This is a genomic window from Formivibrio sp. oc-25 (assembly GCF_055810895.1).
Window position 1 is genome coordinate 76,356 of sequence record NZ_JBVVOL010000005.1, and the last position, 21,427, is coordinate 97,782.

A 21,427-nucleotide genomic window follows, 5' to 3' on the forward strand; every position below is an offset into this window, starting at 1 on the left:
TTAAAATCTGATCTCAGAATCTGTTCAGATACGGAAACCGCTGAACAACTGCTTGAGATACCCGGCCATGTGATTGAGCTGACGCACCGCATCGGTCGCCTTTTGCATGGCCGCATCGGATTCCTGCATCTGGTTGGTGATGTTCTCCGCGCTCTGCGCCATGGCGGTGGTCGCGTTTTGCTGCTCACGCGTTGAATGGGCGATCTCGCTGATTTTCTGCATCACCTGCGCCATGTTTTCGCGGATCGATGCAATCTTGCCCGCTGCGTCGTTACTCATGCCGACGCCGCTCTGCACCGCACCCAAGGTGCTTTGCATGCTGTCGACTGCCTGGCTGGTTTCCGAGCGGATGCCGTCGATCATGCCGGTAATCTGCACCGTTGCGGCGCCGGTACGCTCGGCCAGCTTGCGCACTTCATCGGCTACCACGGCAAAACCCCGTCCCTGCTCACCGGCCCGGGCAGCCTCAATGGCAGCGTTGAGCGCCAGCAGATTGGTCTGGTCGGCAATTTCCTTGATGACTTGCGTAATACCGCTGATCTCCTGCGCATGCTGATTCAGGCGGTCGAGCAGGCCAGACAACGATTCCACCTCATGGGCGGATCTGCCAACTTCCTGCGCCACATTCTGTACCGACTGGGCAGAATCGAATGACAAGGTACCGGTTGCATTGACCAGTGAGTTGGCCTCCTGCGAATTCTCAGCAATATGAGAAATGCTTACCGTAATTTCTTCAATGGTGGCGGCATTGGCCGATGCCAGATCGGAAAGCCGGTCCGAATCGTGTGCGAGGTGCTCCAGCACTTCGTTGATATCGTTCACCCCAATCGTAAGATGCTCGGCTTCGTGCTGGATATCCTTGAACATCTGCTGCAACTGTCCCAGGAAGCGGTTGAATGCCTGTGCGGTACGGGCTATTTCATCGTTGCCGTGGATTTCGATGCGGCTGGTCAGATCGCCACCACCCTTGGCAATTTCCTCCATCGCCAGCTGGATGCGACCCAAGTCCCGCAGCATGCGACCCAGGATGGCGCCGGTCAGCGGAATGACGATGGCGATGATCACCAAGAGTGTTAGCAGCGATTGCCACAACAAGGTCTGCAACGGGGCAAGCGCGGTGGCCTTGTCGATCACCAGGCCCAGATACAGACCGGTATCCGGTATTTCCTTCAGCATGATTAGCTTGTCGCGGCTATCGATCTCGGCTTCTGTCAGCTCCGTAGTAGTCGCCAGTTGAGTCAGCTGGTCAGTTGCCAGCTTGGGCGATAATTCGCTCATCGGCTTGAGCATGCGCTGGGCATCGCGATGCGCGAGCACGGTGCCATCCTTGCCGGCCAGGAACAGATACCCGTCACCCGCCAGATTGATCGACAGTACGTCCTTGACCACGTCATCCAGGAAGATATCGGCGGCAGCTACGCCCTTGAGCTCGCCATCGCGCTTGACCGGCGAGGCAAATGACAGCACCAGTTTCTTGGTGCCGGCATCAACATAGGGCGCCGTCAGAATGGTTTTGCCGGCTTCCACCGCCTGCTTGTACCAGGGGCGGCTGGTCGGGTCATAGTCGGCGGGCAGACCCAGCTCCTTGCTGGCCAGCATCTGCTTGTCGGCTGTGCCGAAATAAGCAGAATCAAACGTGGCACTGTCAGCGGCCTGGGCAATGACCGGAGCGGGATCATCGACCTTGCCCAGCCCTTGGGCGAACGCCGTAATGATGCGCTCCTTGCCCGTCACCCATTCCTTGATCGTGCGGCTGGTACCGTTCGCCGTGCTCACGATTTCATTGCGCAAGCCACTCTGGATCATTTCATTGCGCATGCGCAGGTAACTGCCCACTGTCAACGCCAGTGTTATCGCTAATGCCAGCAAGGCGATAAAAACAATCAGCTTGCCGCGAAGAGTCTTGATCATGTTTTTCCTGTGTAGCGTCGGTTATTTTTCGTCATCGATATTTGTTAACCCTGTTTGTCCTAGTCGCAAAAAGTTCTCAGCGAAATCACAAGCAGATGGTTGATGCTTTATTTTTGGCACAAATTCACCACCTATGCCATAAGTGCAACAACATTAGACAATGATTATATGACCTACACCCCGCCAGGGGAAATCCGGTTTATCCCTTGTTTTTATTGAATTTATAGCCTCATACAACAAATATCATTCAGCTTTTCCACAAACTTTCCCCGCATCGATGGATTGCTTTCTGTCAGCCTTACTTGCAGAAAATATTGACAATCAAGCGAATAATGGGAACAAGCACATAAACCGAATTGCTTGAAATCTTCCAACCCCACGCCCATCTTGGAACCAGACATAACCAGTTTCTTTGGAGGGTTAATTCCATGCGTTTCGATAAACTCACCACCAAATTCCAGCAAGCATTCGCTGATGCCCAGAGCCTGGCGCTCGGCCACGACAATCCGGCGATCGAACCCCAGCACCTGCTGCTGGCCCTGCTCAACGACAGCGAATCCGGCACGGGTGCCTTGCTGGCACGCGCCGGCGTGAATGTCGTGCCGTTGAAGGCTGCACTCGAACAAGCGATCAAGCGGCTGCCCAAGGTCGAAGGCATTGATGGCGAAATTTCAGTCTCGCGCGATCTGAACAACCTGCTCAATCTGGTCGACAAGGCTGCGATCAAACGTAGTGATCAGTTCATTTCCAGCGATCTCTATCTATTGGCACTCAGCGAAGACAAAGGCGAAACCGGCAAGTTGCTCAAGCAGCACGGCGGCAAGGCGGAAGCCATCGCGGCGGCCATCGATGCCGTTCGCGGTGGCGAAGCCGTGGATAGCGCGGATGCCGAACAAAAACGCGAGGCGCTGACCAAGTACTGCATTGACCTGACCGAACGCGCGCGCGCCGGCAAGCTCGATCCGGTGATCGGCCGCGATGACGAAATCCGACGCGCCATCCAGGTATTACAGCGCCGCACCAAGAACAATCCAGTGCTGATCGGCGAGCCGGGCGTGGGCAAGACCGCCATTGTCGAAGGTTTGGCGCAACGCATCATCAACGGCGAAGTGCCTGAATCGCTCAAGCACAAGAAAGTGCTGGTACTCGATCTGGCCTCCCTGATTGCCGGCGCCAAGTATCGCGGCGAGTTCGAGGAGCGCCTGAAGGCGGTGCTCAACGAACTGGCCAAGGACGAAGGCAACAACATCGTGTTCATCGATGAATTGCACACGCTGGTCGGCGCGGGCAAAGCCGAAGGCGCCATGGATGCCGGCAATATGCTCAAACCCGCGCTGGCACGGGGCGAGCTGCACTGCATCGGTGCAACCACGCTCGATGAGTACCGCAAATATGTGGAAAAAGATGCTGCGCTGGAGCGCCGCTTCCAGAAGGTGCTGGTCGAGGAACCGAGTGTGGAGGACACCATTGCCATCCTGCGCGGTCTGCAGGAAAAGTATGAGATCCACCACGGCGTGGACATCACCGACCCGGCCATTGTTGCCGCGGCGGAGTTGAGTCACCGCTACATTACCGATCGATTCCTGCCAGACAAGGCCATCGACCTGATCGATGAGGCCGCCTCGCGTGTGAAGATGGAGCGCGATTCCAAGCCCGAGGTCATGGACAAGCTCGACCGGCGCCTGATCCAGCTCAAGATCGAACGCGAAGCGATGAAACGCGAGAAGGATGAAGCCTCGCAGAAACGCCTGGCGCTGATCGAGGAAGAAATCGGCCGGCTGGAAAAAGAGTATTCCGATCTGGAAGAAATCTGGAAGGCCGAGAAAGCCAGCGCACTGGGCAGCCAATCGATCAAGGAAGAGCTTGAACAGCTCAAGCAGGCGCTCGATGCCGCGCGTCGCCGCGGCGACTGGCAGCGCGCATCGGAATTGCAATACGGTGAACTGCCGGCGCTGGAAGCCAAGCTGCATGCGGCAGAAGCACGCGAAGCCAGCGGCAGCCAGACCAGATTGCTACGCACCGAAGTCGGCGCAGAGGAAATCGCCGAGGTGGTCAGCCGCGCCACGGGTATTCCGGTCAGCAAGATGATGCAAGGCGAGCGCGACAAGCTGTTGCGCATGGAAGATCAGATCCACAAGCGCGTAGTCGGCCAGGATGAGGCTGTTCGATTGGTTTCTGATGCGATCCGCCGTTCGCGCTCAGGGTTATCGGACCCGAACCGGCCATATGGATCGTTCCTGTTCCTTGGCCCGACCGGCGTCGGCAAGACTGAGCTGTGCAAGGCGCTGGCCGAATTCCTGTTCGATTCGGAAGAGCACCTGATCCGTATCGACATGAGCGAATTCATGGAAAAGCACTCGGTGGCCCGCCTGATCGGTGCACCGCCCGGCTATGTCGGTTATGAGGAAGGTGGTTATCTGACCGAACATGTGCGCCGCCGCCCCTACTCGGTGATCCTGCTCGACGAAGTGGAAAAAGCGCATCCGGACGTGTTCAACGTGCTGCTGCAGGTGCTTGATGACGGACGACTGACCGATGGCCAAGGCCGTACCGTGGATTTCAAGAACACGGTGGTGGTGATGACCAGCAATCTCGGGTCCGAACTGATCCAGAGCATGGCTGAAAGTGAATACCAGCTGATCAAGATGGCGGTACTGGGCGAAGTGAAAACCCACTTCCGGCCGGAATTCATCAACCGCATCGACGAAGTGGTGGTATTCCACGGCTTGGGCAGAGAGCATATCCGCGACATCGCCCGTATCCAGCTCAAGCGCCTGGAATCGCGCCTGCAGCATATGGAGATGGATCTTGTCGCCACCGATGCTGCGCTGAATCTGGTATCCGAGGCCGGTTTCGATCCGGTCTATGGCGCCCGGCCGTTGAAGCGCGCTATCCAGAGCGAGATCGAAAACCCACTGGCGAAGAAGATCCTCAACGGCGAATACCTGCCCAAGGACGTGATCCGCGTCGATGCCGGCAAGGGCATGATCATCTTCGGCAAGGGCTGATACTTGCCACTGCAAAACAAGCAAGGCTGCCATCTGGCAGCCTTGTTTTTCGGCATTTCGTCCGCGATCAGGCCTTCAGCAAGGTCTCGATATAACGCTTCACGCCCTCTTCCACCGTCAGCATCGGCGCGGTGTAGCCGGCTGCGCGCAAACGCCCCAGATCGGCCTGGGTAAAGCTCTGGTACTTGCCCTTGAGCGCGTCCGGGAACGGGATGTACTCCAGAATGCCTTGCGCGACCAGTTCATCAAGCGTGAGCGCCGGCTTGCCCTCTGCGACACGGCAGGCGTTCACGGAGGCCACCGCCACATCGTTGAACGGCTGGGCGCGCCCAGACCCGATATTGAAGATACCGCAGACATCCGGATGATCAAGGAACCACAGGTTGACCTTGACGATATCCTCGATCGAGACGAAATCGCGCATCTGCCCGCCATTCGGATAACCGTCATCGCCCTCGAACAGTTTGACCTTGCCGGTTTCGCGATACTGGTTGCAGTGGTGGAAAGCCACCGAGGCCATGCGGCCCTTGTGCCATTCGCGCGGACCGTAAACATTGAAATAACGGAAACCCGCGACCTGCGCGGTCAGCGACTCCCAGCGCTGGCGCAAGACCTGATCGAACAGCAGCTTGGAATAACCGTAGACGTTCAGTGGCCCTTCACAGGCAGGCTCCTCGCGAAAGCCGTTCTTGCCCGGACCGTAGGTCGCGGCGCTGGAGGCATACAGGAACGGAATTTCCTCGGCCTGGCAGAATTCAAACAGCAAGAGCGTGTACTGATAGTTGTTGTCCATCATGTACTTGCCGTTGTGCTCCATCGTATCCGAGCACGCGCCCTGATGCAGGATGGCGGAGATTTCGCCATCCCAGTGCCCGCCCACCACCTCGGCCAGGAATTCTTCCTTGTCGACATAATGCGCAATCTGGCAATCGGCCAGGTTGCGGAACTTGTCGCCGCGGGTGAGATTGTCCACCGCGATGATGTTGGTTTCGCCACGCGCATTGAGCGCCTTGACGATGTTGGAACCGATAAAGCCGGCCGCGCCGGTGACTACGATAGCCATGATGAGTCCTCAGTTGATGCGCCAGTCGATCGGCGCATAGCCATGTTGTTCAAGATACTGGTTGGCTGCGGAAAAGTGTCCGCAACCCAGGAAACCGCGATAGGCCGACAAGGGCGAGGGATGCACCGATTGCAGCACGCAATGCCGTTCAGACGCAATCAGACTGTTTTTTTTCTGCGCATGCGCACCCCACAGCAGGAACACCAGGTGTTCACGCTGGGCGGATAGTCCTGAAATCAGCGCATCGGTAAACGGTTCCCAGCCTTTCTTGGCATGCGATCCGGCCTGGTCGGCGCGCACCGTCAGCGACGTATTCAATAGCAGCACCCCTTGTTTCGCCCAATCCTGCAGGCAGCCATGCTGGGGCGGCGTGTGGCCGAAGTCGCGCGCGATTTCCTTGAAGATATTGGCAAGCGACGGCGGGATGCGGATGCCTGTCGGCACGGAAAAGCTCAACCCATGCGCTTCGCCCGCTCCGTGATAGGGGTCCTGCCCCACAATCACCACGCGCACATCCTGCGGTGCCACGCCATGCAGCGCAGCAAACCAGTGTTCACGCGCGGGGTAGACGATCTGTTCGTCGGCAACTTCCTGTTCCAGAAAGCTGGTCAGTTTCTGCCAGGAAGGCTGATTCAGCGCGCTCTGCGCCAGCGCCTGCCATGGTGACGGCACCATTTGCGAGAGCCAGTTCATGCTTGTCCTCCACGTTCCTGCTGGATCATGCGCCGATGCCGCCGGAACACGGTGCGCTCCCAGCCATCGCGCAATGCTTCATCGGTAATTTGCAGATCGACATCGATCTGCCAGCGCCCATCCACGGCCTGACAACTGCGTACGCACGCCGGCAATTGCAGCAGAAACGGTAAATCCGTTGAGAGATTCAATACGACTGCACCTTGCTTCCCCGGTTCCAGCGCTTGTCCATCGCTCCAGCGCATTGCCTCCAATCCGATCGATGCAGGGCAAGCTGCCGGATTCGGCCCGGCGAGCGATCTGGCCAGCCAGAGCAGGGCCAGGTCGAGCTTGGCATGCAACTCTTCCTGCACATCCTCGCGCTCCCTGACCGTATGTTCAAAACCGGCCAGCACGCTCAGATAGCGTGCGGCTTCAAACGCAGACTGGTTGTAATCATCACGCCAGCCCAGCGGCAAGCTGGCATAAAAGTGCAGACCTTCGATCATGGGTGGAGGAATGAAAGGCTGGAGGGAAAAGATACCGGCAATTATAGCGCGCCGATCATTTGCAAGCTGCCAGCAAGCCACATTGCCTGACTCGCTCATACAGACAGATTGCCGCAGCAGCGCCGACATTGAGCGATTCAATGCCTGCAGCCATCGGGATTTTCAGGCGTATCGCGGCAAGACTGGCCAATTCCGTCGAAACACCGGCACCCTCCGCCCCGAATGCCAAGGCCAGGCTGCCACGTAAGTCGGTCTGGTACAGATCTGTTGCGCCATCGAGCATCGTCACCGCCAACTGGCCTTCAAATTGCCGGGCAAACTGGATCAGATCCGCACGCTCGATAATATCCAGCACTGCCTGTGCACCCATGCCGGCGCGCAGAGTCTTCGGCGACCAGACATCGGCACAGGCGCTGGACAATAATACCTGTTCAACACCCGCCGCCACGGCCGTGCGCAGAATGCTGCCGACATTACCCGGATCCTGCACACCATCGAGCAAGAGACAGAAACCACGCAGGCGGGGCTCGGGGCTATCCGGCATGCGCACCAGGGCAAGCACTCCGCTAGGGCTGGGCAATTCCGACAATTCGGCAAACAGGCGATCATCCAGCAGACTGACGGGCACATGGGCACGCAGCAGCAATTGGGCAATTTCCGGGTTTTCCCTGCCAGCTTGCGTCAGCAGAATGCGCTCGACGGGTCTGCCGGCATCCAGCCACGCTGCCAGCAGATGCGCACCATCCAGCACGGCCAGACCGGTTTTGAGCCGCTCGCGTCGTTGCAGCACCAGTTTGCGCACATCCTTGAAAAGCCCATTTTGGGCGGACTGTATCAAATCCATTTACAGCTCGGCATTGAAGGTCAGGGCCTGGGTCGTCAACAGGCAGATTTTTTTGAAATGCTGGTAATCAGTATCGGTCAATCGCGGTGTACCGTTGCGATCAGCCATGATCAATCCGATAGGTTTGCTGCCGGCAAAAATCGACATCAGGCAAAAATCATCCCAACCGAAACCATTGCGGACAACGGCCGGGAGATGCGGCAGATACTTGGCGGCATTGCCCGGGTTGAGCCACAAACCTTGTGGCTTTTCCAGAAGCCTCGCAAGCAAGCCCGCCACGTCAGTGCGTTCTTGCCAATCGCGCATCGCATGATTGGCAGGCCAGCCCGTTACATAACGAGCACGCAACACAGCCTGGCCGGGCACCATCAAGGCAAATACGATTCTTTGCATGCCCAGTCCTTGACCAAGCGCACGTATGGCAAGAGCCATGACTTCCTTGGCGGGAGTACGTTGTCTGGCTGCCGCCTGCAGCGCCTGCAGATGCAGGTGCAAGGGATCGACCTTGGCTTCGGGTGGATTGGCCTGCGCTGGTGCTTCAGCCTGCGGCCGCGGCCAGTCACCTGGCAACATGGCCAGCCAACGGGCTGGCTGCATAAGGCCTGGCAGGGCTGATGGATCGCGCGCAAAAGAAAGGGCTGTCCGGCACAACACCTGCCAGATGTCCTCCTCCTCGACCTCCAGCAAATCAGCGATCAGCGCGAGTTCACGCTGGACACCAGCTTGCCACCAGCCTGTCTGCATGGCTTCGGCCAAACGCAAGGTTGCGCCGTGCAGCACGACTCTGGCAGGTGCTTCTGCACGCACATCCAGCAGCGCCACGATTGCAGAGGCAAGCTGCATCTGTTGCAACATTGCTACCGGTGTCGCATCCGGCGCGGGCATGGCGACATCAGCCTGTCTGCCAACCACCTGCAAAAGCTGGTTGCTGCGAGACAACAGGGCTGCAATGGTAATTTCATCGATGCGCGCGTCGTAACGCATGTCGGCATAAATCTGGGCCAGCCGTGCAGAAAAACGCGCCAGAAACACCTGCTGCAGAAAATCGGCATACGCCTGCGGTTTATTCTGCAACATACTTTCTGCCGTGGGCAGGCTGCCAAAGCGCTCCAGAAATGGCGCCACCCCCATCAGCATGACGATACTCTCGACCGAAACCACTTCCGCCGCCATGGCCGTGCGCTCGCGACGACCGATGAAACGCAAGGCCTGCAGCGTCAGCAAGGGATCGTTCTGCACGACCTGCGCCACGTCCTGCGCACGAACACGCTCTGCCCGGCGCAGCATGTGCTGCAACATGCTCTTGCTGGCTTCCAGAATGGGCATTGGCTTATTTTGCCAATAGCTGGCCCAGGCATTATCCGCGGTCTTGGCTGTCACATGCGCCATAACAGAAGCTTCCCACCCTTCCAGTCGCCCAATTCCATGATCTCGTCCGGCTCCTGGCCGGGTACTTCGAAAGTATTGCTTAAAAATAGACTGCCGGTGCGCATTTCGGCCTTGGCCTTGTTCCATAGTTGCGGCATCGGCACAGGCGAAAGAAAAGCATACGTCGCATCGAATCCCGAAAAATCCAGCGTACGATAATCACCGTGCAGCCATCGTACCGATTTCGGCAAGCGCAGCCTGCCCAGCAGCCATGGCAGCCAGGCCTGCTCAACACCGGTCAGAACAAGATCTGGCCGCTTTCTGACCAGCCAGACAAGTACCGTACCGGAACCCGCGCCGATATCCAGCAGGCGGGCGCCATGCGGCAGTCTCTCCGCCAGCAGGGTCAATACCTTGCGGTTTGAAAGATAAAGTGGCACGCCCTCGATGGCACCGCGCCCGAACAACAGGCCGCTCACCAGAAACGCCAACAGATACCAACCCGGATGGATATCCAACGACAATCCGGCATAAACCAGCGGCAGAAACGCCGCATGGATCAGCAACCACCAGCGACCATCATGCCCGCCCATTGCAAGCAATGACGCGAAAACACTGGCCCCAGTCAGCGCGAACCCCAACGACCAGCGCAATGTGACAAGAAGGAGCAGAAACAGCAGTGTGGCCAATCCCTGAATCAGCAGAAAGCGCCATAGCTGGGCATGACGGCCAGCAGAAAGAAGCGGTTGGATCACTGTGCGGCAGAAGCGTCGGACGCTGTACCGGGTGAAGTTTCAGTGGTACTGCCTGCCTGGGCGCGGATATCTTCCTCCGCCTCCTTGTTCAGCACGACAATGCTGATACGGCGGTTGATCGGATTGTAGATATTGTCCTTATCCAGCGGCACCACATCGGAAAATCCGTTGACGCGCAGCACTTTGTCCGCCTCCAGTCCGCCGGTAAGCAACTCCCGGCGCGAGGCATTGGCGCGATCTGCCGAAAGCTCCCAGTTGCTGTAACCACGCAATCCGCCGGCAAAGCGTGCGGCGTCAGTATGGCCGGACAAGGAAATGGTATTGGGAACTTCATTGAGCAGTTGGGCTATCTCGTGCAAGACATCACGCGTGTACTGCTCAAGCTCGGAGCTGCCAGACTTGAACATCGGTCGATTCTGTTCGTCTACAATCTGGATCCGCAAGCCTTCGGCAACCATGTCCAGGCGCAACTGGTTACGAAACTGGGCCAGCTTGCTGTTGCGCTGCATTTTGTCTTCCATCAGCGCTTCGAATTTTTTCTTGAGTTCCGACAGGCGTTGACGATCTTTTGCCCGTTCGTTGTCGGGCGTAACACCAGCCTTGACCTGACCGACCTCGCGAGTCAGATCCTCACCGCCGCCCTTGATCAGGGAAGTTGCATCCCCAGCCCCTTCCCCACCGGACGAAGCCACCTTGACCGGATTGGCAAAATAATCGGCGATACCCTTCAAATTGCCTTTGGAAACCGACCCCAGCAACCACATCAGCAGAAAGAAAGCCATCATCGCAGTCATGAAATCGGCAAAGGCAATCTTCCATGCACCACCGTGGTGGCCATGACCGCCTTTCTTGATTTTCTTGACGACTATGGGGCGTTGCGAATCGTCGCTCACCGTCGCGCTTCCTTACTTGTTCTTGGCATTTTTGACGAAATCTTCCAGCTCCTTGAAGCTGGGGCGTTCCGTCGAATTAAGCGCCTTACGGCCAAACTCCACTGCCACCTGCGGTGCATAGCCATTGAGGCTGGCCAGCAAAGTCACCTTGATCGTATTGAATACCTGGGTGCCTTCTTCTGTCTTGCGCTCGAGAATAGTGGCAATGGGGCCGACAAAACCATAGGCCATCAAAATCCCGAGGAAGGTACCGACCAGCGCCGCACCCACCATCGGGCCCAGTTCGGCCGGTGGCAAATGCAACGAACCCATGGTATTCACTACCCCCATCACCGCAGCAACAATACCGAAGGCAGGCAAGCCATCGGCCACCTTGGATATGGCTTGCGAAGGCAAGGCCGCCTCATGGTGATGGGTTTCGATTTCCACATCCATCAGATTTTCGATTTCAAACGCATTCAGATTGCCTCCGACCATCAGGCGCAAATAATCCGTCATGAATTCGACCACATGGTGGTCATGCGCAATCTTCGGATATTTCGAGAAAAGCGGGCTGGAATGCGGGTCCTCGACATCACCTTCGATCGACATCAGGCCTTCCTTGCGCACTTTCTGCAGCAATTCGTACATGAGCGCAAACAGGTCCATGTAGAACGCCTTGCTGTAGGTAGCTCCCTTGAAGATGGTTGGCAACGCCTTGAAGGTTGCCTTGAGCGGGCTACCGCCATACCCGACGATCATCGCACCAATTGCACCGCCAAGGATGATCACAATTTCGAGTGGCTGCCACAGTGCACGCAGATCACCGTGGACCGCAAACGATCCAAAGATACATGCGCACATGAATATGTAGCCGATGACGAGGAACATTCACTCATTTCCTATTTATTGGTGCGGCGTTGAAAGCAAGAAAGGAAACCAGTCCTATTGCAGATATCAAGCTCATATTAGTGGCAAGTAACAATGTCGACAACTGTCAGGACTCCCACAACCTGCCTTGCGTCAACAACATGGAAACAGGTGAAAAGCTTCGCCTATGTTCCGGTGTAGCACCAAGCTTGGTCAATGCAGCAAGATGCTGCGGCGTACCATATCCCTTGTGCTGGGCAAAGCCATAGCCGGGGTAGCGTTTATCCAACTCGTCTGCTTCCTGATCCCGGCGCACCTTGGCCAGGATGGAGGCCGCAGAAATGGCCTGGACCTTGGCATCTCCCTGCACGATCGCACGTGCCGGAATCGCAATATCGGGCAACCGATTGCCATCCACTAGTACCTCATCCGGAACAAGCGACAACCCTTCGATCGCCCGCTTCATGGCCAGCATGGTTGCCTGCAAAATATTGTACCGGTCAATTTCTTCGACACTGGCACTGGCGATTGACCACGCCAGCGCCTGTTGCCGGATCTCCACCGACAAGCGTTCACGCTGGCGGGCAGTCAATTTTTTGGAATCATTGAGGCCGACCAGCGCATGCTGCTCCGGTAGAATGACGGCGGCGGCATATACCGATCCTGCCAGTGGCCCCCTGCCCGCTTCATCTACACCACAAATCCGCATCACCGGCCTTTCAGCAATGGAATCAGCGCATCGGCAGCGCGTTCTGCCGCATTGCAACGCATCTCACCATGCATGCTGGCAAAGCATTCCGAAATCAATCCGCACAGGCGGGTATCAGACAGGTAGGCACTGAGTGCTTGCACCAGATTGTCCGCCACGGCATCTTCCTGCAGGAATTCCGGTACCAGATGCCGTTTGCCAATGATATTGGGCAAGCTGACATAGGGAAGCAGATATTTGCGCTTGACCATGCGATAGGTCAGCGGCGCAACGCGATAGGAAACAACCATCGGTCGATGCGCCAGCATGCATTCAAGCGCTGCCGTACCCGATGCCAACAACACCACATCGGCAGCCATCATCGCTTCATGCGAATGTCCGTACATCAGGCGCCAGGGCAAATGCTGCATTTCCTGATTCCAGATTTCCTGTTCGAAACGCTGCCGGGTTGGGCGCGAAACAAATGGCACCAGAAAACAGATATCAGGGAAGCGTTCATACAGTTGTTTGGCCGTCTGCACAAACAGACCTGCCAGCGCCTCGACTTCGCGCTGGCGGCTACCGGGCAGAATCGCCACCACGCGCTTGCCTAGTGGAATGTCCAGCTTATCGCGCACTTCTACCGGATCAACGTGCAGCGGCATTTGATCAGCCAGGGGATGACCCACATAGCTCGCCGCAATGCCGGCATCGCGATAGATGGCTTCTTCAAACGGCAGGATCAGCAGCATGTGATCCACGGCCGCGCGGATCGTCTTGATGCGTTCCGGCCGCCAGGCCCAGATCGACGGACTCACATAGTGAACCGTTTTGATCCCGGCACGTTTGAGTCGTTTTTCAACACCCAGATTGAAGTCCGGAGCATCAATGCCGATAAAAATATCCGGACGATCCTCAAGACAGGCATTGATCAGGCGACGACGCAGCCGGAGGATTTCCGGCAGATGCCTGAGCACCTCAACGATGCCGCCAACAGAGAGGGTCTCCATGGGATCAAGCGTGGTAGCACCAGCCGACAACATGCGCGGCCCGGCAATACCGGCAAAACGCGCATCGGGGAAACGCTCACGCAAAGCAGTAATCAGCGCGGCACCAAGCAAATCACCCGATGCCTCACCTGCCACAATCGCTATCTTCGGGCCATGCCCGTCAGGAAACAATTTCGCAGCCATGCGCCTCTCAACGCACGATACCGCGCTTGGAGCGGGCAAAGAACTCGACGAACATCTGCAGCACCGGCTCGGTCTTGGCCTGCTCGGCAATATTGCTGCAGGCTTCGTCATACGACAGACCAGCCTTGTACAGGGTTTTGTAAACCTGCTTGACGGCTGAAATCTGCTCTGCTGAAAAACCCCGCCGCTTCATGCCCTCGGTATTCAAGCCACGTGCAACGGCACGATTGCCTTCGCACATGACAAAAGGCGGCACATCCTGATTGATCATTGCGCCACCGCCAGCCATGGCATGCGCACCGATCACGCAGAATTGATGCACGGCAGACAAACCGCCCAGGATAACGTGGTCGCCGACCTCGACATGGCCCGCCAGGGTGGCACCATTGGCCAGGATGATATGACTGCCAACCACGCAATCATGCGCAATATGGGCATAAGCCATTACCCAGTTGTTGTCACCCACACGGGTAATGCCCTGATCCTGGGTAGTACCGGTGGCAATCGTCACATGCTGGAAGAAAGTATTGCCATTGCCGATGACAAGGCGAGTCGGTTCAGCGCGGTATTTTTTATCCTGCGGATCACAGCCGATGGCACACCCGGAATGAAAGCGGTTTCGCTCACCGATAGTGGTGACACCTTCAATCACCACATGCGGCCCGACAATCGTGCCGGCGCCAATGGTGACATTTTCGCCCACGATGGCATAAGGTCCGATTTCTACGTCATCGGCCAGTTGTGCGCCCGGGGCAACCAGTGCGGTAGGATGAATCCGTGCCATAGTCTCTGGGCCTCAAATTTCGCGCGTTGCGCACATCAGATCCGCTTCTGCGGCGATTTCGTCACCTACCATAGCCTTGGCGGCATACTTCCAGATACCGCGCTTGTTGGCGGTAATTTCCGCATGCAGCGTCAGCACATCACCTGGCACGACCTGGCGACGGAAACGTGCATTATCGATGCCGGCATAGAACAGCATGGTATTTTCCGAAGGCGGAGCGCCCACACTCTTGAAGGTCAAAAGGCCGGCGGCCTGGGCCAGTGCTTCCAGAATCAGCACGCCTGGCATCACCGGATATTTGGGGAAGTGGCCTTGGAAGAAGGGCTCATTGATCGTGACATTCTTGAAACCAACAATACACTTGCCCGGCTCCATGTCCGTAACGCCATCAATCAGAAGAAACGGATAACGGTGCGGCAGGTACTCCATGATGGCTTGGATATCCATCGTGTTCATTTATTGCTCCCTGTTTCATTCTCGGCCTGGCCGATTTTCTTTTCGAGTTCCTTGACCCGTTTGACGAGTTGGTCAAGGTGGCTATAGTGAACTGCTGTGCGGCGCCACTGCGCTTGCGGCATGATCGGGGTCACGCTGCCGCCATACACGCCGGGTGCATCAATACTGGATGGCACATTGCTTCCCCCCAGGATGACCACACGATCAGCGATCTTCAGATGCCCGCTCATGCCGACACCGCCGCCGATCATGCAACCAGCTCCGATTTTGGTCGATCCACCGATACCTGTGCAGGCAGCAATTGCCGTACAACGGCCGATTTCCACATTGTGACCAATCTGGATCAGGTTATCGATACGCACGCCCGACGCAATGATGGTATCGCCCAAGGCACCGCGGTCAATAGTGGTATTGGCACCGATTTCAACGTCATCACCAATCAACGCACGACCCAACTGGGGAATTTTTTCCCAGTGATCACGTGCCCAGGCATTACCGAAGCCATCGGACCCGATCACCGCACCGGCATGCACAATGACGCGCTGGCCGATCTTGCAACCGTGGTATACCGTGACGCGAGGATAAAACAGGCAATCCTCACCGATCTCGACATCAGCCCCGATCACACAAGCCGCCTTGAGGATGGTCCGCGCACCGATTTTTGCTCCCGACTCCACCACGACCTGCGGACCAATTTCTGCACTGGGATCAATCGAGGCATCTGCCGCGATCACAGCCGTCGGGTGAATGCCTGGCACTGCGGTCGGCAAGGGTTGAAACAGCTGCCCGATACGCGCGAAATACAGATAGGGATCTGGCGCAACAATGCACGGCATTGTCAATTCTGCGGCATCGTTGGCCGTGACAATGACAGCGGCCGCCTGGGTAGCAGCCAGCTGCGACTTGAATTTCGGATTGGACAGAAAACTGATCGCATCCGCATCCGCAGCGTCCAATGGCGCGAGATGACTAACCTGCACATCGTCGCCACGCAATTCACCACCCAGTCGTTGCACCAGTTCGGACAGGCGATAGCCGGTTTTATTGTGCTGCATACGCCTTCCTTATTTATCGCCAAGCAACTTGAGCACCTTATCGGTGATATCAATCCGCTGACTTCGATACAGAATTTCATTTTCCTGCAGGATCAGGTCGAACTTCTCGTTCTCGGCAATCTGTCTGATCGCCATACGTGTACGCTCCTGAATTGCAGCGATTTCTTCATTCAGACGCATATTGCGGTCTTCATTAAATTCGCGCTGCAAGCGTTGGAAATCCTGATTCAGTTTGACGAGTTCGCGCTCTTTGGCCTTGCGCTCGACCTCGGGCAAACCGTTTTTATCCAGCGCGGCTTCCAGCGCCTTGCCTTGCGTGCTGATGCGCTGCATTTCGTTGCGACGACCCTCAAACTCTTTTTCCAGTTTCTTGGTCGCCCTGGTCGCAGGCCCGGATTCGCGCATGATCCGGTCGACATCCACTACCGCAATGCGAAAATCCGTGGCGAGGGCTGCGCCAGATACCATCAGCAGTGACAAAAACCAGCACATCATCCGTTTCACGCTTACTCTCCTGCCTTGCATCAAAATACTGAACCCAACTGGAACTGGAACGATTCGGACTTATCGTGCGATTGCTTCTTGATCGGCTTGGCCACACTCATTTTGATCGGACCAATCGGCGACACCCAGGTAAAGGCAACGCCGGCAGAATGGCGCAAGTCGCCCAAATTCAACGGTTCGCCTTCGGCCCATGCTGCACCACTATCGATAAAGGCACTCAAGCGCATCGATTTGTCATCCTTCATGCCGGGCATGGCAGACAGCAATTCGAAGTTATTGACAAAACGGCGGGTACCGCCCATGGCATTGCCATATTCATCCTTGACACTGAGGCTACCGGATTTGAAGCCACGTACCGAGCCAATACCGCCTACATAGTAATTCTTGTAGAACGGGAATTCGCTGCCGCCATAGGCCTTGCCATAACCCGCTTCGACATTCCACATACCAGTCAGGTTTCGGGTCAACGGGTAGAACATCTGGCTTTCAGCACCGACCTTGACATACTTGGTGGTGGAGCCCGGCGTTTCGATTTCAGTATGCACTTTGTACAAGGCACCACTGGTGGGGTAGAAAGCTGAATCGCGTGTATCCTTGACCCAGCTGGCGCCTACCGTGAATATCTTGTTGCTGTCACCGTATTTATTAATAAAATCAGTAATATAAGCCGGCGACTCGGATGTTGTATTGAGCGACAGCTGTTCAGCATTGGCTGTCAGATTGATCCGGTTTTCTTCGGAAATCGGCAGACCAAACGATACGCCGGCTCCCACCGCATCTGTGCTGTACTCGCCTTCATCCAGATCGCTGGCATCGTACTTGCGCGTATAGACATTCCAGCCGAACGAAACCCCATCGGGTGTGGCATACGGATTATTCACGCCGAGCGAGTAGATCGTGGTGCTGCTGCTGGTATTGGCCTCCAGTGTCACCGTCTTGCCACTACCCAGGAAGTTGGCCTGCGACAGCGATGCCACCAGAATCACACCCTCACTCTGGCCATAGCCGATACCGATATTGAAGCTGCCGGTTTTCTTTTCTTCGACCGCTACGTTGACATCGACCTGATCGACCGCATCCGGTACGACCGGTGTTTCAATATTGACTTCCTTGAAGTAATCCAGCTGATCCAACCGCTGTTTCGAGCGCTTGATCTTGGCGCCATCATAGGGTGCTGCTTCCATCTGACGCATTTCGCGGCGGATCACTTCATCGCGCGTAATCGAGTTGCCGCTGACATTGACGCGGCGCACATAGGTTTTGCGACCCGGATCAACATAAAAGGTAAAGGCCGCCACATGCTTGTCGCGATCAACTTCCGGCACCGGATTGACGTTAGCGAAGGCATAGCCATTCTCACCCAGGCGCTCTGCAACCGCTGCACTGGAACGGGTTACCTTCTCGCGCGAGAAAATGTCACCCTGCTTGATCTGCAGCAGTTTGCGCAACTCGTCTTCCGGCACGGCCATCTCACCGGCAAAACTGACATTGCCAATGGTGTATTTATCGCCTTCAGTGATATTGATCGTCAGGTATATTTCTTCTTTATCTTCCGAGATTTCAACCTGCGTCGAATCCACGTTGAAATCGAGATAACCCCGATCCTGATAGTAGGAACGCAATTTTTCCAGATCAGCAGTCAGCTTCGGCTTTGAATATTGGTCACTGCGCGTGTACCAGGTCATCCAGCCCGAAGTGGTCAGCGAGAACTGCTCGATCAGATCATCCTCCTTGAAGGCTTTGACCCCTACCAGATTGATGCGCTTTATGCGGGAGACTTCTCCTTCCGCGATATCCAGCTGAACACCGATCCGGTTACGTTCCAGCTTGGTCAGCGTCGGTTTGATGTCGACAGAATAGCGGCCACGCAGGAAATACTGCTGCTTGAGTTCATTGATGGCGGCATCCAGCACATCCTGCTGGAAAATACGGCCTTCCGCAAAATTCTGGCTCTTCATGGCATTGCGAATCTGGTCTTTTTCCAGCATCTTCGCGCCATTGATATTGATCTGGGCAATCGTGGGCCGCTCTTCTACCGTAATGAGCAGCACATCCCCATCGACTTCAACCCGCACATCATTGAAGAAACCCGTGGCAAACAGGGCCTTGATCGCCTCACGCGCCCCGGCCTCGTCAAACGTATTGCCAACCTTGACCGGCAAATAGCTGAACACCGTACCGGGATCGGTACGTTGCAAGCCCTCGACGCGAATATCGCGCACGGTAATCGGATCAAACGCTGCCGCGGGAAAGGACAATGTAGCCAGGGCAGACAGGAGCAAAACAGAGATTGGCTTGAGCTTGAGTTTCATCGTTCCGGATCAGGTTGAGGCCAAGGATTTGATCATCAGCCGGGAATGAATCGGTGAATATCGTTGTACAACGCCAGCACCATCAGGGCGAGCAGCAACGCAATTCCTATCCGCTGCCCCATTACAAACCAGGCAGCTGGAAGCGGTTTGCCGCGCAATAGTTCGACGCTATGATACAGCAAATGCCCGCCATCCAGCACGGGCACCGGCAACAGGTTCAGCACTCCCAGACTCAGGCTGACCAGTGCCAGATATTGCAAATAGGCGGCCAGACCCATGCCGGCACTTTCACCCGCCATCGAAGCAATCCCTACTGGTCCGCTGACATGGCTGGCAGAAACGCTGCCGCCGAGCATGTTACCAATCATTCGCAATGTCATTTGCGTCAGATTCCAGGCTTTCTCGCTCCCCAGATACAGGGATTCGAGCAGGCCCTGGCGCAGAACAAATTTCTGTGACGCGTAGCTCGCCTCATCGATTTGTGGCGCCACACCGAGCCTCCCCACATCGCCGCCATCCGTAGCAATCGTTTCGGGCGTCACCTCAAACTGCATAGGCATTTCCCCACGCAGTACCGTCAACTGCAAAAGCTGGCCCGGGTGCCGGGACACAACATATTGCAAATGCTCCCACCCGCGCAAAGGCATGCCATCAATAGCCTGAATCACATCCCCTGCCTGCAATCCGGCACGATGCGCCACACTGCCAGTTTCAACCTCGGCAACGCGATTCAGAAGCGGGACAGGAGAAAGACCTAGTCGCGCCAGAACATTGGCATCGTAAAGTGCTTCGGCACCGTCTTGCAGATCAAGCAGCAAGCGTCTTTCCGCGCCGGCCTGGCTGCGAACATCCAGCTCAACCTGCTGGCCAACCGACAATAATGCCTTCAGGCGCAAATCATCCCAATCCTGTACCGGCCTGCCACTCACGCGAAGAATTTCATCGCCAGATCGCAAGCCCGCCACGGCAGCCTTGCTATCCAATCGCACACTGCCAGCAATCGGCTTTATGGCATCCATGCCAACCAGCATGGCTGCAGCAAACAGCAAACAGGCCAATAGCAAATTGGCGGCAGGGCCCGCGGCAACGATGGCGATTTTTTTCAGCGGATGCTGCCGATTGAACTGGCGGTGAGCTTCGGACGCATCACCCAGCTCGTCATCATCTTCCCCCAGCATGCGCACGTAGCCACCCAGCGGCAGCATGGCAATTTGCCAGCGAGTTTCACCTCGCTGCCACTGCAGCAATGGCCGACCAAAGCCGATCGAAAAAGTCAGGATTTTTACATCGAACAATTTGGCCACCCGGTAGTGGCCATACTCGTGGACGGTTACCAGAAAACCAATTGCAAACAGGAAGGCAAACAGGGTCAGCAACATAATGCGTGCGTGTTTGCCAAATCACGTGCCCATTGGTCCGCATGCAGCAGATCTTCCAGCGTGGTAGCCGGATGACTGCCGGCCTGCTCCAGCACGGACTCAATCAGACGTGGAATATCGACAAAGGCCAGACGACGCTCCAGGAAAGCAGATACGGCAACTTCATTGGCTGCATTGAGCACGGCGGGAGCCGCCCCCTCAGCACGCAAAGCTTCGTAGGCAAGCCTCAGGCAAGGGAAGCGCCCGAAGTCCGGACGTTCGAAATCAAGCCTGCCAATGCTGAACAGATCAAGCGGCTCAACCCCCGAGACAATCCGTTCCGGATAAGCCATGGCGTAGGCGATGGGCGTTCGCATGTCAGGCGCACCCAATTGCGCGACAACCGACCCATCCACATATTCAACAGCTGAATGCACCACACTTTGCGGATGCACGACCACCTGGATGGCATCGGCAGGCGCATTGAATAGCCAATGCGCCTCAATGACTTCCAGCCCCTTGTTCATCAGGCTGGCGGAATCCACCGAAATCTTGCGACCCATCGACCAATTGGGATGACTGATTGCCTGCTCAGGCGTCACACGTGCCAACTCGGCCGGACTTTTATTGCGAAATGGCCCACCGGATGCCGTCAACAGCAGGCGTCGAACACCCGCCGCCGCCAGATCACCCTGATAAGGATGGGGCAAGCTCTGGAAAATGGCATTGTGCTCGCTGTCGATCGGCAACAATGTAGCGCCATTTTCCGAGACGGCCTGCATGAAAATATGCCCCGCCAGAACCAATGTTTCCTTGTTGGCAAGCAATATCTTTTTGCCTGCACGGGCCGCAGCCAAGGTCGCCGGCATGCCGGCAGCACCAACAATCGCCGCCATCACCGCATCCACCTCTGGCAAGGTAGCCACGTGAACAAGCGCATTCTTTCCACACAAGACCTCGGTTTCACAACCAAGCTCAACCAGCATTGCCTGCAATCTCTCGGCTGCCACGGCATCCATCACCACGGCATAACGAGCATGGAAACTCGCACACGCATTTGCCAATTTATGCAACTGATTTGCGCCGGTCAGCGCCACGACCTCATATCGTTCCGGATGGCGTGCAATCACATCCAGCGTGCTTGCACCGATGCTCCCTGTGGCACCCAGGATGGTCAAACGGGTTTTGATAGGCTGCATGATAAG

19 protein-coding genes are annotated in these 21,427 nt (G+C 56.4%); 1 reads left to right on the top strand and 18 read right to left on the bottom strand.

Features of this window, described 5'->3' with window-relative positions; all coding sequences use genetic code 11:
• Positions 1-24 precede the first annotated feature (24 nt).
• Positions 25-1,911: a methyl-accepting chemotaxis protein gene (locus tag AC0KVQ_RS04910; protein WP_473420014.1), complete on the bottom strand. Its 1,887-nt coding sequence runs from the start codon at positions 1,909-1,911 to the stop codon at positions 25-27.
• A gap of 428 nt (positions 1,912-2,339) precedes the next feature.
• Here AC0KVQ_RS04910 and clpB point away from each other — a divergent pair, with 428 nt between their 5' ends.
• A complete protein-coding gene (gene clpB, locus AC0KVQ_RS04915; protein ID WP_473420015.1) occupies positions 2,340-4,919 on the top strand; it encodes an ATP-dependent chaperone ClpB in 2,580 nt (859 codons plus the stop codon).
• Positions 4,920-4,986: 67 nt separating this feature from the next.
• On the opposite strand, the gene rfaD is transcribed toward clpB, so the two are convergent.
• The 17 genes from rfaD to ispC all read right to left on the bottom strand — a co-directional run bounded on the left by rfaD (position 4,987) and on the right by ispC (position 21,421).
• Positions 4,987-5,982, bottom strand: a complete 996-nt coding sequence (gene rfaD, locus AC0KVQ_RS04920; protein ID WP_473420016.1) for an ADP-glyceromanno-heptose 6-epimerase — start codon at positions 5,980-5,982, stop codon at positions 4,987-4,989.
• Positions 5,983-5,991: 9 nt separating this feature from the next.
• The gene (gene ung / locus AC0KVQ_RS04925) at positions 5,992-6,675 is read right to left on the bottom strand and encodes a uracil-DNA glycosylase (RefSeq protein WP_473420017.1); all 684 of its coding nucleotides are present in this window, start codon (positions 6,673-6,675) and stop codon (positions 5,992-5,994) included.
• Complete coding sequence (locus AC0KVQ_RS04930) at positions 6,672-7,163, bottom strand: PilZ domain-containing protein (protein WP_473420018.1); 492 nt, start codon at positions 7,161-7,163, stop codon at positions 6,672-6,674. The genes ung and AC0KVQ_RS04930 overlap by 4 nt, the downstream gene beginning before the upstream one ends.
• A 55-nt stretch (positions 7,164-7,218) precedes the next feature.
• Positions 7,219-8,007, bottom strand: a complete 789-nt coding sequence (locus AC0KVQ_RS04935) for a TrmH family RNA methyltransferase (RefSeq protein WP_473420019.1) — start codon at positions 8,005-8,007, stop codon at positions 7,219-7,221.
• Positions 8,008-9,333: a hypothetical protein gene (locus AC0KVQ_RS04940; RefSeq protein WP_473420020.1), complete on the bottom strand. Its 1,326-nt coding sequence runs from the start codon at positions 9,331-9,333 to the stop codon at positions 8,008-8,010.
• A 50-nt stretch (positions 9,334-9,383) separates the two neighbouring features.
• Positions 9,384-10,130 carry a methyltransferase domain-containing protein gene (locus tag AC0KVQ_RS04945; protein WP_473420021.1) on the bottom strand — a complete coding sequence of 249 codons (747 nt, stop codon included), beginning with the start codon at positions 10,128-10,130 and terminating at the stop codon, positions 9,384-9,386.
• Positions 10,127-11,023: a flagellar motor protein MotB gene (gene motB, locus AC0KVQ_RS04950; protein ID WP_473420022.1), complete on the bottom strand. Its 897-nt coding sequence runs from the start codon at positions 11,021-11,023 to the stop codon at positions 10,127-10,129. The genes AC0KVQ_RS04945 and motB overlap by 4 nt, the downstream gene beginning before the upstream one ends.
• 12 nt (positions 11,024-11,035) lie before the next feature.
• Complete coding sequence (gene motA / locus AC0KVQ_RS04955; protein WP_473420023.1) at positions 11,036-11,893, bottom strand: flagellar motor stator protein MotA; 858 nt, start codon at positions 11,891-11,893, stop codon at positions 11,036-11,038.
• A gap of 106 nt (positions 11,894-11,999) precedes the next feature.
• Positions 12,000-12,581: a ribonuclease HII gene (gene rnhB, locus AC0KVQ_RS04960; RefSeq protein ID WP_473420118.1), complete on the bottom strand. Its 582-nt coding sequence runs from the start codon at positions 12,579-12,581 to the stop codon at positions 12,000-12,002.
• Positions 12,581-13,753 (bottom strand): lipid-A-disaccharide synthase, encoded by a 1,173-nt coding sequence (gene lpxB, locus AC0KVQ_RS04965; RefSeq protein WP_473420024.1) that lies wholly within the window; start codon positions 13,751-13,753, stop codon positions 12,581-12,583. Before lpxB ends, rnhB begins: the two co-directional genes overlap by 1 nt.
• A gap of 7 nt (positions 13,754-13,760) precedes the next feature.
• Positions 13,761-14,537 carry an acyl-ACP--UDP-N-acetylglucosamine O-acyltransferase gene (gene lpxA, locus AC0KVQ_RS04970; RefSeq protein WP_473420025.1) on the bottom strand — a complete coding sequence of 259 codons (777 nt, stop codon included), beginning with the start codon at positions 14,535-14,537 and terminating at the stop codon, positions 13,761-13,763.
• Between the two features lie 12 nt (positions 14,538-14,549).
• Positions 14,550-14,993, bottom strand: a complete 444-nt coding sequence (fabZ, locus tag AC0KVQ_RS04975; RefSeq protein ID WP_473420026.1) for a 3-hydroxyacyl-ACP dehydratase FabZ — start codon at positions 14,991-14,993, stop codon at positions 14,550-14,552.
• A complete protein-coding gene (lpxD, locus tag AC0KVQ_RS04980; protein WP_473420027.1) occupies positions 14,990-16,048 on the bottom strand; it encodes a UDP-3-O-(3-hydroxymyristoyl)glucosamine N-acyltransferase in 1,059 nt (352 codons plus the stop codon). Before lpxD ends, fabZ begins: the two co-directional genes overlap by 4 nt.
• 9 nt (positions 16,049-16,057) lie before the next feature.
• A complete protein-coding gene (locus tag AC0KVQ_RS04985; RefSeq protein ID WP_473420119.1) occupies positions 16,058-16,543 on the bottom strand; it encodes an OmpH/Skp family outer membrane protein in 486 nt (161 codons plus the stop codon).
• A 29-nt stretch (positions 16,544-16,572) separates the two neighbouring features.
• Positions 16,573-18,864, bottom strand: a complete 2,292-nt coding sequence (gene bamA, locus AC0KVQ_RS04990) for an outer membrane protein assembly factor BamA (RefSeq protein WP_473420028.1) — start codon at positions 18,862-18,864, stop codon at positions 16,573-16,575.
• A gap of 35 nt (positions 18,865-18,899) precedes the next feature.
• Positions 18,900-20,243: an RIP metalloprotease RseP gene (gene rseP / locus AC0KVQ_RS04995; RefSeq protein WP_473420029.1), complete on the bottom strand. Its 1,344-nt coding sequence runs from the start codon at positions 20,241-20,243 to the stop codon at positions 18,900-18,902.
• Positions 20,234-21,421, bottom strand: a complete 1,188-nt coding sequence (gene ispC / locus AC0KVQ_RS05000) for a 1-deoxy-D-xylulose-5-phosphate reductoisomerase (RefSeq protein WP_473420030.1) — start codon at positions 21,419-21,421, stop codon at positions 20,234-20,236. The genes rseP and ispC overlap by 10 nt, the downstream gene beginning before the upstream one ends.
• Between the last annotated feature and the right edge of the window lie 6 nt (positions 21,422-21,427).

Coding starts and splice junctions, on each gene's coding strand:
- AC0KVQ_RS04910 (WP_473420014.1), bottom strand. CDS start 1,911: ATGATCAAGACTCTTCGCGGCAAGCTGATTGTTTTTATCGCCTTGCTG.
- clpB (WP_473420015.1), top strand. CDS start 2,340: ATGCGTTTCGATAAACTCACCACCAAATTCCAGCAAGCATTCGCTGAT.
- rfaD (WP_473420016.1), bottom strand. CDS start 5,982: ATGGCTATCGTAGTCACCGGCGCGGCCGGCTTTATCGGTTCCAACATC.
- ung (WP_473420017.1), bottom strand. CDS start 6,675: ATGAACTGGCTCTCGCAAATGGTGCCGTCACCATGGCAGGCGCTGGCG.
- AC0KVQ_RS04930 (WP_473420018.1), bottom strand. CDS start 7,163: ATGATCGAAGGTCTGCACTTTTATGCCAGCTTGCCGCTGGGCTGGCGT.
- AC0KVQ_RS04935 (WP_473420019.1), bottom strand. CDS start 8,007: ATGGATTTGATACAGTCCGCCCAAAATGGGCTTTTCAAGGATGTGCGC.
- AC0KVQ_RS04940 (WP_473420020.1), bottom strand. CDS start 9,333: ATGCCCATTCTGGAAGCCAGCAAGAGCATGTTGCAGCACATGCTGCGC.
- motA (WP_473420023.1), bottom strand. CDS start 11,893: ATGTTCCTCGTCATCGGCTACATATTCATGTGCGCATGTATCTTTGGA.
- rnhB (WP_473420118.1), bottom strand. CDS start 12,581: ATGCGGATTTGTGGTGTAGATGAAGCGGGCAGGGGGCCACTGGCAGGA.
- lpxB (WP_473420024.1), bottom strand. CDS start 13,753: ATGGCTGCGAAATTGTTTCCTGACGGGCATGGCCCGAAGATAGCGATT.
- lpxA (WP_473420025.1), bottom strand. CDS start 14,537: ATGGCACGGATTCATCCTACCGCACTGGTTGCCCCGGGCGCACAACTG.
- fabZ (WP_473420026.1), bottom strand. CDS start 14,993: ATGAACACGATGGATATCCAAGCCATCATGGAGTACCTGCCGCACCGT.
- lpxD (WP_473420027.1), bottom strand. CDS start 16,048: ATGCAGCACAATAAAACCGGCTATCGCCTGTCCGAACTGGTGCAACGA.
- AC0KVQ_RS04985 (WP_473420119.1), bottom strand. CDS start 16,543: ATGATGTGCTGGTTTTTGTCACTGCTGATGGTATCTGGCGCAGCCCTC.
- bamA (WP_473420028.1), bottom strand. CDS start 18,864: ATGAAACTCAAGCTCAAGCCAATCTCTGTTTTGCTCCTGTCTGCCCTG.
- rseP (WP_473420029.1), bottom strand. CDS start 20,243: ATGTTGCTGACCCTGTTTGCCTTCCTGTTTGCAATTGGTTTTCTGGTA.
- ispC (WP_473420030.1), bottom strand. CDS start 21,421: ATGCAGCCTATCAAAACCCGTTTGACCATCCTGGGTGCCACAGGGAGC.